Below are 12,676 nucleotides of genomic sequence, written 5' to 3'. Positions count from 1 at the left end.
AATGGCTGCCCGTCATATTCAGGCAGCCGTTCCTTTATTCTTTAGAAGATGCGGCTTCTTGCGAAGAAGTACGCAGCTCATCATTGATTTTTTTCGCATCCTCTAGAAATTCTGTTTCAAATCCACTTTTGAGTGCCCACATATAAAACAGCAAAGAAACCACTGTAATAAGAGCCATATCCCAGCCATAATGAATGACGTTATAACCGCCGAATTTGTCACTGCCAAGGCAGGAAATCGTCATCATCACAAGTAAGTACACGACCATCCAAGCACCCGCCTTGAAGTTGCGTCCAAAGCCTTTCCACTTCGCTTTTGCTTGATAGTAAAAATAGATCGGAAGACCAATGAGGATAATGAATAGCACCTGACCTGTTAACGGCCATCTCGCCCAATACAGCGTCAATGACGCAAAGACAAAACCGAGAGGAGCAATGATGCTGAGTCCTTTTATTCGAAGGGGACGATATAAATCTGTCCCTGTCTTTCTCAGTGTCATGACAGTTACTGGACCTGTCAGGTAAGAAATAAGTGTCGCAACAGAAATGATTTCCGCAAGTACACCCCAGCCTCTAAATAAAAACAGAAAGATAAACGAGACGGCTAAGTTAAAAAACATCGCTGGACGAGGCACGCCATAAATAGGGTGCAGACGACCAAGTACACTTGGCATGTATTTGTTTTTTTCCATTCCATAAATCATGCGAGACGTCGTCGCCGTATAGGTAATTCCTGTACCAGAAGGTGATACAAACGCATCTGCATATAAAATCAGAACCAGCCAGTTAATCCCAAGTGCAATGGCAAGATCAGCAAATGGCGAGTTAAAATTCAAATGACCCCATCCATTCACAATCATGGACGGATCGACAGCACCGATAAAAGCGATTTGTAAAAACACATAAATCACAGTCGCAATCAAAATGGATCCAACAATCGCAATCGGAATTGATCGCCCTGGATTTTTCGCCTCCCCCGCCATATTAATCGGGCTTTGGAAGCCATTGAAGGCAAACACAATTCCTGATGTCGCAACAGCTGTCAGCACACTCGCCCAGCCGTTAGGAGCAATACTTGTTCCAGACGTAAAATTCTCACTATGAAAACCTACGAATAAGAGCGCGCCAATTGTTAATCCTGGAATGACAATTTTAAACACGGTAATGAATGTATTTGCTTTTGAAAATAACCCTACTGTCCAATAATTGAGCAGAAAGTAAATCACAAGAAGCACACTGGCGACCATGAGCCCTTCTGTTGTCAACACCCCTTTTGTGACCAAATGGCTTGTCCACTTAGCCCATTCCCAAGGCCATGAACTCATATACTGGACAGAAGCCACCGCCTCAACCGGAATGACGGAGACAATAGCGATCCAGTTTGCCCAAGCGGCAATAAACCCGATAAAGGAGCCATGTGAATATTGCGTATATTTCACCATTCCGCCTGCCTCTGGAAACATCGATCCGAGTTCACTATAAGACAAAGCGATAAATAAAATCACAACCATCCCAATCAACCAGGATAAAATAGCAGCAGGTCCGGCAATTTGAGCAGCACGCCAAGCACCGAATAGCCATCCTGAACCAATGATTGAGCCAAGACCTACCATCATTAAAGCGAAAGTTCCCATTCTACGATGCAAATGATTCATGTTCATAACACCTTTCGATTAAATTACAAAGCATGTGCCCAAGTAAGCACCTTTCTTACATTGCAGCTCACTTTTCATTCAATTGACAAATATTTCTTCAACTAAATCTTTACCCTTGTTCATTTTTTCGCCTGTTTTATTATCTCTCAATTCTCCATTTTCTGAAATAGTCGAACATGCTTATTTCTCAAGAAAGCGCTTTTTCGATGATTCAATCTATTAGACCGAATAACTACCTTTACCCTTATTTTGAAAAAAACAAAACAAAAAAGAAAGAGGAAATGAATCCCTCTTTCTTCTGTATAGAAAAAAGGATAGAGGAGTCCTCTATCCTTGTGAGATTGCTTGTTCTTGTTCAATCACAGCTAGTCTTTCTTGCACTTCTTCTTCAGACAGGTTGTGCTGTTTCACATATAGGTTACGTTCACTCGTACGACATTCATGGCTGCAGCTACGCATATATTTATGCTCGCTTTCTTCTGTTGCAATCATTTTGCGGTTACATGCAGGGTTTGCACAGTTCACATAACGCTCGCAAGGCTCACCAGTGAAGAAATCTTTTCCGACAACCACATGCTCTGTTTGATTCACAGGCACTGTTAAGCGAGTATCAAACACGTAGCATTGACCATCCCAAAGCTTTCCTTGAACTTCTGGATCTTTTCCGTACGTGACTATTCCGCCGTCAAGCTGAGAGACATCTTCAAAGCCTTCACGCTTTAACCAGCCTGAAAATTTCTCACAGCGTACGCCGCCAGTGCAATACGTCAGGATTTTTTTTCCTTCAAGAATCTCTTTATTGTCACGAATCCATTCCGGTAATTCGCGGAATGTCTCAATATCAGGACGAACTGCCCCTCTAAAGTGGCCAACATCAAACTCGTAATCATTACGTGCATCAATCACAACGGTATCAGGTGATTGCATTTGCTCGTAAAATTCAACCGGGCTAAGATGCTTACCTGTTAATTCTAACGGGTTCACATCATCTTCAAGGCTCAGATTCACTAGTTCATTCCGATGGCGGACGTGCATTTTTTTAAACGCATGACCGTCTGCTTCGTCAATTTTGATCGGCATAGACGCAAAGCGCGGATCTTCTTTTAATGCTTGCATGTACTTGTCCGTTTGCTCAATGGTACCAGAAACCGTTCCGTTTATGCCTTCTGCTGAGATAAGGATACGACCTAACAAACCAAGCTCCTTACAGAATGCTAGATGCTCTGCTGTAAACGTTTCTGGGTCCTCGATGGGGACATATTGATAGTAAAGTAAAACGCGATATTGTTTTTCCATATATATAAACACCTCTTAAATTTAATCAAAACATACCGTTCTTTATCATACAGGAAATACATACCTAAAGGCAATGACAGCGGCTCAATTCCATAAAACGGAAGGGTCTTTCTTCTCATATTTGACAGAACTTTCTGTAAAATGAGATGATTTATGAAATATGATGTTGTAAAGGAGTAGAACGCCATGATCCAGCCAGAAGATATCGTCAGAAGCGGTCCAAACCAATTTATTTCTCAAAAAGGCATTTATCATGAACTCGATTCACTTGTTTCTCCATCCTTCCAGTCGCCCGCTGTCGTGACGGGATATGATTCATTTCATGCTTTTTCACAGTACACAAAGCTTCCGTCTCATTGGCCTGTTGTCCAGCACAAAGGATACAGTTCACCCAATGCAATTACTCGAATTGCAGAAGAACTGCAAGGGGCAGATGTGATCATTGGGATCGGAGGCGGCACGATTTTAGACACCGCCAAGTCAGTAGCAGAGGCTCTTCAAATTGAAGTGATCATGGTTCCAACCATCCCTGGGACATGTGCTGCATCTACACCGCTTAGCGTCATTTATGATGACAAAGGGAATTTCATGACAGTCGATTACCATAAACGGTCCAGCTACCTCACCCTCATTGATCATACATTTTTGCTTTCTTCTCCTCTTTCCTACCTTCAAAGTGGGATTGGAGACACGCTGGCCAAATGGTATGAAGCGGAAGCCATTATTCGAAATGCAAAGAATTCCTTGCCGCTCATGGTGCATGCAGCGCTGAAACAGGCGGTATATGTGAGAGATATTCTTGTTTCCCATAGTGAAGAAGCTGTCCACAGCTTGCAAACGGGTCAGCTTTCGCAAGCATTTGCAGATGTAACGGATACCATTATTACATTAGCCGGCACGGTCGGCGGGTACGGGGGACGCTACGGCAGAATGGCAGGAGCCCACGCCATCCATAACGGATTGACATTTATTGAAGAAACGCATCACGTGTTACATGGTCAAAAAGTGGCCTATGGCATTCTTGTTCAGCTTGCCGCAGAAAATCGAATGAGCGAAGTAGAAGAATTACTTGAGCTTTATGAAACACTCGGATTACCTAGAAATATGCGTGAGCTTGGCATCACAGCTCAGCTGGAAGAAGCCGCAAAAACAGTGGCAAGCCATGCTGCACGTTCAGACGAAACCTTTTGCTTGATTGGAGACTATTCCATAGAGCAAATTGTCGACGCCATTCAAGTCATTGAAAACGTATCAGCCGCAAAAAATCGTTAAATAAAAAAGCACAGGCATGCCACCTGTGCTTTTCTTTCGATTAAAAATCAAAATTATCTGGATCTGGACCTGTGCGCTCATCCTCATTAAGCTGATCAATGACACCCATCTCATGTGCGGACAGCTCGAAATCGAAGACTTGTGTGTTTTCGATGATTCGGCTCTTCGTCACAGATTTTGGAATGGTGATAATGCCATGCTGTAAGTCCCAGCGAAGAATGACTTGAGCCACGGATTTGTCATGTTTTTTCGCAATATCCTGAAGAACAGGATGGTTCAGAAGCTTCCCGCTGCCTAATGGTGACCATGCTTCTACATGAATCCCTTTCTCCTTGCAGTAGTCTCGTAAAGGCTCCTGCGTCAGTTTTGGATGCAGCTCGATTTGATTGACCATTGGCACAACTTCTGCTTCTTCTAATAGATCATCTAGATGGTGCTGATGGAAGTTACACGCACCGATGGCTCGAACGCGTCCATCCTTATACAGCTTCTCTAGTGCTTTCCAAGTTTCTTTATATTTGCCTTCAACTGGCCAATGAATTAAATAAAGGTCTAATACATCTAGCCCAAGCTTGTTCATACTTGTTTCAAAGGCTTCAAGTGTTGATTCATAGCCTTGATCACGATTCCACACCTTTGTCGTAATAAACAGATCATCGCGAGAGATACCTGATTGCTGAATGGCTTTGCCTACTCCTTCTTCATTTTGATAGGCTGCTGCTGTATCAATGCTGCGGTAGCCCGCTTCAAGAGCGTCTGTGACTGCATTTACAGCCTCATCCCCATCTTTTACTTGCCATACACCGAAGCCTAGCTTCGGCATTTTTACTCCGTTTGCTAATGTGACTGTATCTGTTAATCCACTCATCAAACAAACCTCCGCTTCATTTTTGCTTACCAAGCACTATACCCGAATTTTCTATTGATCATGCATGAATGTTCGCTGGTGTTATTTGATATATTGTCCTATATCGACTTGATTGGCGTCAACAATTTGGTATTCGTTTGTTTGATCTTTCTTTTTAGAAAAATTATATGTCGTTAGAAATGCCTGATCATAGAAAGTCAGACCGCATGTTTCCTTCTTATTCTCATACACCCTGATCCAATAAGACTCTTTTGATGCTTTTGTGTCTTCATTGGCTTTCTTTAATGTCATATCTGAAAGTTCCTTCAACAGCTTTTGAATCTCTTTTTTATCCAAAACAACACGTTTATGATCATGCTCAATTTGAATCGAAGTCACCTTATGTTGATCAATCGAGACCACATCATCGAATGAGTACGTTTTGGCATTGATCATAAAATAAATACCAATTCCTATCAAAACTACTACAACGAAATCCAATCATCCTCCTCAGAGAACACTTGAATCCCGTGCTGTTTCAGCAAAGCGGACGTCACACCATCTCCCGCTTTTGTCTTACCATTAAACTCTCCCTGGTAAATCATCCGGCTCCCGCATGAAGGGCTGTACTCTTTTAGCACAACCGCTGTTGCTTTCAGAGACTGAATCTGCTCCAGCGTGGCTTTTGCACCTTTTACATACATCTCTGTGACGTCAGTTCCATGAACATCGACAACAGCAGCCTGCCCCCGCAAAACATCATATCCATCTCCGCCAATGATTTCTGCCGGAGGTCTAGGCGTAGAGAAGCCGCCAAGCAGTTCAGGACAAACTGTCACAGCCTTTCCTTCCTGCACAAGCTCTTCAATTCGCTGATCTAATCGATGGCTGCCATTATACCGAACCTTCAACCCAGCAAGACAAGCGCTGACCACAATCACGCCTGTTCCTCATTTTTATGGATTGAGCTTTTTTTACTGACTTTAAAATAAATACATACAGGCAGATAGAAGATCGTGTACCCTAAAAAGGGCAGGGCACAATACAAAGCGGCCGCCCAAACAGGTTCTTCAACTCCCGTGATGCCAAAAAAGTAAACAAATAATAGCAAGCTGACAAACAACCCAACGAACGGCATGATGGTTGCTGACTTCTTAAAATTTTCCATCATTTCTTTCCCCAAAGAAGCTCCCTCCCTTTCCACATGATCACGAATAGCGTCAATATATGTTAATTTTACCATATAAAAAACCGAAATCATCTCCTTTTCTACGATGGTTTCGGTTTTTTAAATCTATATTTTTTCTTTCCATGCCTTCAAAAAGCGCTCAATGACTTGTAATTCATCTTCATGAAACTGCTGTAGAAATTCTAAGTAGGACGCGACAGCTTTCTCATGCAGTTCATCATGCAGCGCCGCCAATTGCGTACCTTTCTCTGTCAATGAATAGTAGACAGATTTTTTATCCCCTTGCCGGTGGCAATAGTCCACCATGCCTTTATCAATTAGTTTTTTTACAGCCTTTGTAATAGCAGGCTTTGATAGTTTCAGTTGTTGAGAAAGAAATGTATTATTTGATTCGTTTGGATTAGCTTGAATCATTGATAAAATATGCAGCTGTGTGAGTGTCCAATCTTGCTTGAGTGTATCAGTCGTGGTAATCAGTGGATCTGTTGGGTCATTCCTTCTCTTTTCCCTATGAATAATCAGATCTTGAATCGCTTTTAAAACAATCTGCTCTTTTGTCTCCATCTGAACCTCCACTCTTAACTGGTTAATAAAATGGTACTAATAATTAAGATAGGAGTCAAAAGAAATGTCAGTGTAATAAAAAGAACAGGCCATCAGACCTGAAAATGGTGTATATACTTTTCTACTAGATGACATATGATTTCACAGCTCCTCTTTCTTTTATTTGCTATAATTCATGGGGAATGTCATCCAATTTTTGATGAAAAAGGTGAGCTAATTAATGAAAATCGAACAACAAATCGCCATTCGACAATTAGAAGAAAAGATACACCTGTTTTCTTCAGCTGTGAACGGAACCTTCCTCGCAACGGACGACTTCGTTCTATCCAATACTCATATATCGACAGACACATTCAATTTGCTATTACCGACATCAGCGCACATCAAAGATCCGCAAAAAGTGAAAACGGCCATCGAACACTTGCAGTCTCAGAAACAATCATTCAGTACATGGGTGGATCATCGTTTGCTTCATCCTGATTGGGCCAATTTACTAAAGGAATATCAGCTTAGAGAGGTTGAACGCAATACGATCATGTTGCTTGAGCAGACAGAAGACATTGACCCAGTTACATCTTCACCGCTTACAATCAAAGAAGCAGTTGATGAGCAGACACTGCTTGATTACAAAAATATCTTTATCGAGCTATTCAAGGAGTCACCGGAGGCCATCGCCTTAGAGGACTATTTCCAGCATTTTTCGCTTGATACTATACAATCACGCGTTCGCATGTTCGTCGGATATGCAGACCACAAACCGGTCACAACAGGCTTATTACTCGAAGCAACTGATAGCTACGGAATTTATGATGTCATCACAAGGGCAGAGCACCGCGGAAAGGGACTTGGCAGTGACATGTTTCATTATCTTCTGACCCAGACAGACAACAAACAAAAGTGCGTCCTGTTACAAGCATCAGCTGACGGCAAAAATATTTACCAACGTGCAGGCTTCCAACCAATCGGCGAAATGGTTGTTTTTGAATAGAATAAAGTAGAACATAAAAAAGCTGCCTATCATGAGGCAGCTACAGATTGTTGACAAAGGGCTAAAATGATTTTTATTTTAGCCCTTTGTCTTCTTTTCAGCGTGATAGAAAACCTTTGAAGTCTAGGAAGGACGAGTAATGGCGCGGAGCGAATTTGACATTCGTGAGCACCAGCACGCAGGACTGACAACGAATGCGAGGGTTTGTCTACACGCTGAAGCTGCCTATCATTAGGCAGCTATTCAGCACGATGCTGACGATCCATATAAAGTGGTGGTCTCTTCAACGAAATCACCGCACAGCTAAAGGCAATCAGCACAAACACTGCACCGAATTTCGCCAGATCAACAGATGAACCGGTCATCGTAAACAGGACACCGCCAACTGCTGATCCAATTGAGATACCAATTTGCAACGCCGATGTATTTAAGCTTTGCTGAATATCAGACGTCACAGGATCTGTTTGAATCAAATAACTCTGCAAGGCAGGCGTTAATGCCCAGCTAAGCGCTCCCCAAAGGACAACCATGATCATAAAGAGGACAAACACGCCCGATGTATAAGGAATGATAAACATCACAACTGCAAACGCGATTGTCACGAGCAAAATGGCTTTCCCTGAACCCAGCTTGTCACTAAGCCAGCCGCCAAATCCATTCCCGCCAATAGAAGCAAGCCCGAAGACCAAATAACAAATACTAATCCAGAACGGGGTCATATGCAGTACTTCCATTAAAAACGGAGTGAAATAAGAATAAAGCATATAATGACCTGCAAGCATAAACAAACTAATCAAGTGTGCACTAAAAATTTTCGGATGCCCTAAAGAACGTATTTGCTCTCTAAGAGGCGTCACTTTTTCAACAGGCATTTTCTCCAATAGGAAATAGATCAGCACCATCGATATGGCTGATAAAATACTGATTCCTAAAAACATCACTCTCCAGCCAAAGCTCTCTGTAATAAAAATACCGATCGGTACACCGAGAACAAGTGAAGAACTAATCCCAATAAAAATCAGCCCTAATGCCTTCGCACGATGCGCTGGTTCCACCAATTTAGCAGTGATCGTCAGTGACAACACCACCACTAGCGCTGTGCTCATCGCGATCAATACCCTAGAGATCATGACAAGAGCAAAGGTCGAACTAAAATATGTGAAGACATTCCCTATCGTAAACACCAATAACGCGATTAAATAAAGACGCTTTCGTTCAATTTTAGCTGTGGCAGTCAGCAGCACAGGTGCTGAAATGGCATATACAATGGCAAATACGGTGATAAGCTGCCCAGCTGTCGCAAGCGATACATTCAAATCCTCTGCAAGGCTTGGCAAAATGCCTCCGACCACAAGCTCAACTAATCCTACTGCAAAAGTAGAAACGGCTAATAAATATACTCTCCAGTTCATGTCTAACATCCCTTCTCTATATCATCGCTTTCACTTTTGATACAGGGTGAAGACAAACAAAAAAACCCTGATTACAAAAAAGGAAAGCACGCTTTTGTAATCAGGATTTATCGGATCCTGGTAGAAACCCTCAAACCATATTATTGAGGTTATACAAGTCTATTTTTTTCTTCAAATATAGTAGCATATGCTTACATAACTGGCAAGCTGTAAAAATAGGAAATGACTGCAAATTCACGATCACACAAAGCACTTAGAACAGCATGAAAAGAAACCCCAGTACAACTTGCTTTCTCATGCATTTACAGGTAAACTGATGAAAAATCAACGAACATTCATCAACGTAGATCTGGAATAGTAGCTTGAATTGACCTTTAACAGAGAGGGAACGGTGCTGAGAAGTTCCTACTGACATCTTCAAGTGAACCTGCCGATTTAGTTCTGTTTCATACAGCGGTTCATACCGTTATCATGATCGAGTGTAAAGCTGTGCTTTAAATTAGGGTGGTACCACCAGGAATGGTCCCTAACTTAAAGCACAGCTTTTTTGTTTTTTTAAAAGGAGGAATATGCAATGTCAAAGAAACAATTTGTTGAAAAAATCACAAGCATGGAAGACGACTTTGCCCAGTGGTATACAGATGTTGTCACGAAGGCACGCCTCGTCGATTATTCAAGCGTCAGAGGCAGTATGATCATTCAGCCATACGGCTTTAAAATTTGGGAGAATATTCGCGACGAACTTGACCGCCAAATCAAAGAAACAGGTCATGAGAATGTGTATATGCCGCTCTTTATTCCAGAGAGCCTGCTGCAGCAGGAAAAAGACCATATCGAAGGCTTCGCTCCTGAAGTGGCGTGGGTCACACATGGCGGTGAATCCAAATTACAGGAAAGGCTCTGCGTCAGACCAACCTCTGAAGTACTGTTCGCTGAGCATTACAAAAACATCATTCATTCCTACCGTGATCTACCGAAGCTTTATAATCAATGGGCGAATGTCGTCCGCTGGGAAAAGACCACACGTCCATTCCTTAGAACGCTTGAATTCCTATGGCAGGAAGGACACACATGTCATGAGACAGAGCAAGAAGCGATTGAGGAGACAGAAAGAATGCTTCACATCTACGCTTCTCTTTGCGAAGAGCTCCTTGCCATTCCTGTCATTAAAGGCAGAAAAACAGAGAAGGAAAAATTCGCTGGTGCCCGCTTTACCTATACGGTTGAAAGCTTAATGCATGATGGAAAAGCACTGCAAACGGCCACTTCTCACTTCTTCGGGAACGGATTTGCCAAGGCATTTGGCATCGAATTCTTAAACCGTGAAGGAAAGCTAGAGCATGTCCAGCAAACCTCTTGGGGATTTACCACAAGAATCATCGGTGCCATGATCATGGTGCATGGTGATGACAGAGGACTCGTCCTTCCGCCAAACATTGCACCAACCCAAGTGCGAATCGTGCCAATCGCCTCTCACAAGGAAGGTGTGCTCGATCATGCCTACGAATTGAAAGATCGACTCACACACATCGCACGTGCTGACATCGATGCGAGCGATAAACAGCCAGGGTGGAAGTTCAACGAATGTGAAATGCAGGGCATCCCTTTACGTGTCGAAGTAGGACCAAAGGACATTGAAAAAGGTCAGGTGATGCTCGCAAGACGAGACAATGGTGAAAAGCAAGCTGTCGCATTAGATGCACTTGAACAAACCATCACATCCACGCTTGAAGACATCCAGCGGACAATGTACGAAAAGGCGAAAGAACGATTACATGAAAAAACATCAGAAGCTCACACCATCGAAGACATTGAGCACATTCTTTCAGAAGAAAACCGATTGATTAAAGCCATGTGGTGTGGTGACGAAGCCTGTGAGAACGACATCAAAGAAAGAACAGGGGCGACCTCACGCTGTATCCCATTTGAACAGGAATCTGTTTCAGACACATGTGTCTGCTGCGGAAAGCCTGCATCTGATATGGTCTTTTGGGCAAAAGCTTATTGAGAATCGAAACGAAAGAGAAGCATCCTTTACGATGCTTCTTTTTTGTTAAAAAGACCCAAACACCCATTGACCTCGTCAGCACGATCCCCTATAATTCATATTAATATAATCGGTTTTTAAGACTTTAAATGGAGTGGTGATATATGAAGCGCTGGCCCTCACTGTTTGCCGAACGCTGCCCTAAATGTAAAACAGCATTAGAAGTCTCTAAGTCCAATGCCCTGCAAGGCAAAGTCGTGAAAACATGCCCCAACCTTCATTATCAAAAAGAGTATCACCCAGCCCTTGAAACATATATCGAGCACGATGACATCAAATAAAAAAGACCAACACGTTTGCTTTGTTGGTCTTTTCTTTATAATAAATCAAGCCAAATTTTGACCGCTGTCGCCGTAATCATCACAGCAAGTGCCCATTGTAAGTAGACGGCGTTGATTTTCTGACCGACCTTAGCACCAATCGGAGCGGCGATTAAACTTGCCAGCATCAGCACAACCGCAGGAACAAGCATAACTTGACCCGTCAATACCTTTCCAGTCGATGCACCGATCGCAGATAAAAACGTAATTGCAAGTGAGGACGCAATCGTCATCCGGACAGGAATTTTTAAAATAGACAGCATCACCGGTACCAATATAAATGCTCCGCCCGCGCCTAGCACACCGGAAACACTACCAATCACAAAGGCAATACCTGCCGCAAGTCCTTTATGAAAAGTGACTTCTCCCTCTGCGTCTGCACGCTGTCCCTTTTTTGGAATCAGCATGAGGATCACAGCCACAATCGCGAGCAATCCATAGACGAGATTCATCCCATTCTCTGGCATAAAGTGAGATACATAACTGCCTAGTAAGCTGCCCGCCAATATACTGCTCCCCATATATACAATCAACGACCGATGTAAAAATCCGCTTTTACGATAGGCCAATACCCCACCGAGCGTCGAAAAAAGCACTTGAATGGCGCCAATTCCTGATACCTCGTGTGCCGATAGTGCCATCACACCGACAAGTGGCGGGATATAAAGCAGCATAGGGTAGTTAATCACAGATCCCCCGATCCCCACCATTCCTGATAAGAAGGAACCAATACATCCGATGATAAAAAGTGTAATCAAAAACGCAAAATCCACGCTGGTCTCCTCCTTTGCAAAAGGAAAAGGGGATCTTCAGCAGATACCCCTACATCCTTTAGGACCCTTTTCTCACCCAGAACTTCAGCACATGTCCTTCTTCCGTCTGCGTGATCAATTCATGTCCGCTTGACTTCGCCCATGCTGCTAAATCAGCTTTAGCCCCTTTATCTGTTGCATGTATTTCTAATACTTGACCCTCCGTCAAGTCATTCATTTTTTTCTTCGTTCGAATAATCGGCATTGGGCATGCAAGCCCCGTTACGTCTAACATTTGATCTGATGTCATTTGATTGTTCCTCTCCTCTTATTTT

The 12,676-nt window shown here is 42.9% G+C and carries 14 protein-coding genes and 1 riboswitch; of the genes, 4 read left to right on the top strand and 10 right to left on the bottom strand.

Features of this window, described 5'->3' with window-relative positions; genetic code table 11:
- Positions 1-34: 34 nt before the first annotated feature.
- Complete coding sequence (locus tag MHH68_RS01420; RefSeq protein WP_058015192.1) at positions 35-1,654, bottom strand: APC family permease; 1,620 nt, start codon at positions 1,652-1,654, stop codon at positions 35-37.
- Between the two features lie 327 nt (positions 1,655-1,981).
- Positions 1,982-2,950: a rhodanese-related sulfurtransferase gene (locus MHH68_RS01415; RefSeq protein ID WP_003217237.1), complete on the bottom strand. Its 969-nt coding sequence runs from the start codon at positions 2,948-2,950 to the stop codon at positions 1,982-1,984.
- Positions 2,951-3,139: 189 nt separating this feature from the next.
- Between MHH68_RS01415 and MHH68_RS01410 the strand changes: the two genes are divergently transcribed.
- Positions 3,140-4,222, top strand: coding sequence for an iron-containing alcohol dehydrogenase family protein (locus MHH68_RS01410; RefSeq protein ID WP_144463232.1), 1,083 nt, complete (start codon positions 3,140-3,142; stop codon positions 4,220-4,222).
- Positions 4,223-4,262: 40 nt separating this feature from the next.
- On the opposite strand, the gene MHH68_RS01405 is transcribed toward MHH68_RS01410, so the two are convergent.
- The 5 genes from MHH68_RS01405 to MHH68_RS01385 all read right to left on the bottom strand — a co-directional run bounded on the left by MHH68_RS01405 (position 4,263) and on the right by MHH68_RS01385 (position 6,822).
- Positions 4,263-5,090: an aldo/keto reductase gene (locus MHH68_RS01405; RefSeq protein WP_339164788.1), complete on the bottom strand. Its 828-nt coding sequence runs from the start codon at positions 5,088-5,090 to the stop codon at positions 4,263-4,265.
- 81 nt (positions 5,091-5,171) lie between these two features.
- Positions 5,172-5,570: a DUF5301 domain-containing protein gene (locus tag MHH68_RS01400; RefSeq protein ID WP_339164786.1), complete on the bottom strand. Its 399-nt coding sequence runs from the start codon at positions 5,568-5,570 to the stop codon at positions 5,172-5,174.
- Positions 5,555-6,010, bottom strand: a complete 456-nt coding sequence (locus tag MHH68_RS01395) for a DUF523 domain-containing protein (protein ID WP_339164784.1) — start codon at positions 6,008-6,010, stop codon at positions 5,555-5,557. Before MHH68_RS01395 ends, MHH68_RS01400 begins: the two co-directional genes overlap by 16 nt.
- Positions 6,007-6,252 (bottom strand): hypothetical protein, encoded by a 246-nt coding sequence (locus MHH68_RS01390; RefSeq protein WP_339164783.1) that lies wholly within the window; start codon positions 6,250-6,252, stop codon positions 6,007-6,009. Before MHH68_RS01390 ends, MHH68_RS01395 begins: the two co-directional genes overlap by 4 nt.
- Before the next feature lie 111 nt (positions 6,253-6,363).
- Complete coding sequence (locus MHH68_RS01385) at positions 6,364-6,822, bottom strand: MarR family transcriptional regulator (protein ID WP_003216997.1); 459 nt, start codon at positions 6,820-6,822, stop codon at positions 6,364-6,366.
- Between the two features lie 220 nt (positions 6,823-7,042).
- On the opposite strand from MHH68_RS01385, the gene MHH68_RS01380 reads away from it, so the two are divergent.
- Positions 7,043-7,810, top strand: coding sequence for a GNAT family N-acetyltransferase (locus MHH68_RS01380; RefSeq protein WP_058015297.1), 768 nt, complete (start codon positions 7,043-7,045; stop codon positions 7,808-7,810).
- A gap of 239 nt (positions 7,811-8,049) precedes the next feature.
- Here MHH68_RS01380 and MHH68_RS01375 read toward each other — a convergent pair whose 3' ends face one another.
- Positions 8,050-9,222: an MFS transporter gene (locus MHH68_RS01375; protein WP_061406605.1), complete on the bottom strand. Its 1,173-nt coding sequence runs from the start codon at positions 9,220-9,222 to the stop codon at positions 8,050-8,052.
- A 77-nt stretch (positions 9,223-9,299) separates the two neighbouring features.
- Positions 9,300-9,399, bottom strand: a riboswitch (purine riboswitch).
- A 397-nt stretch (positions 9,400-9,796) separates the two neighbouring features.
- On the opposite strand from MHH68_RS01375, the gene proS reads away from it, so the two are divergent.
- Positions 9,797-11,230 carry a proline--tRNA ligase gene (gene proS, locus MHH68_RS01370; protein ID WP_339164781.1) on the top strand — a complete coding sequence of 478 codons (1,434 nt, stop codon included), beginning with the start codon at positions 9,797-9,799 and terminating at the stop codon, positions 11,228-11,230.
- Positions 11,231-11,373: 143 nt separating this feature from the next.
- On the top strand, positions 11,374-11,550 hold the full coding sequence (locus MHH68_RS01365) for a hypothetical protein (RefSeq protein ID WP_012008772.1): 177 nt from the start codon (positions 11,374-11,376) through the stop codon (positions 11,548-11,550).
- 35 nt (positions 11,551-11,585) lie between these two features.
- On the opposite strand, the gene MHH68_RS01360 is transcribed toward MHH68_RS01365, so the two are convergent.
- A complete protein-coding gene (locus tag MHH68_RS01360; protein ID WP_058015186.1) occupies positions 11,586-12,362 on the bottom strand; it encodes a sulfite exporter TauE/SafE family protein in 777 nt (258 codons plus the stop codon).
- A gap of 58 nt (positions 12,363-12,420) precedes the next feature.
- A complete protein-coding gene (locus tag MHH68_RS01355) occupies positions 12,421-12,651 on the bottom strand; it encodes a sulfurtransferase TusA family protein (protein ID WP_058015185.1) in 231 nt (76 codons plus the stop codon).
- Positions 12,652-12,676 lie beyond the last annotated feature (25 nt).

Source organism: Bacillus sp. FSL K6-2841, from assembly GCF_037976435.1.
Lineage (GTDB): Bacteria > Bacillota > Bacilli > Bacillales > Bacillaceae > Bacillus > Bacillus pumilus.
Note: the sequence above shows the minus strand (reverse complement) of the source record. Positions and strands in the feature narration are given on the sequence as shown.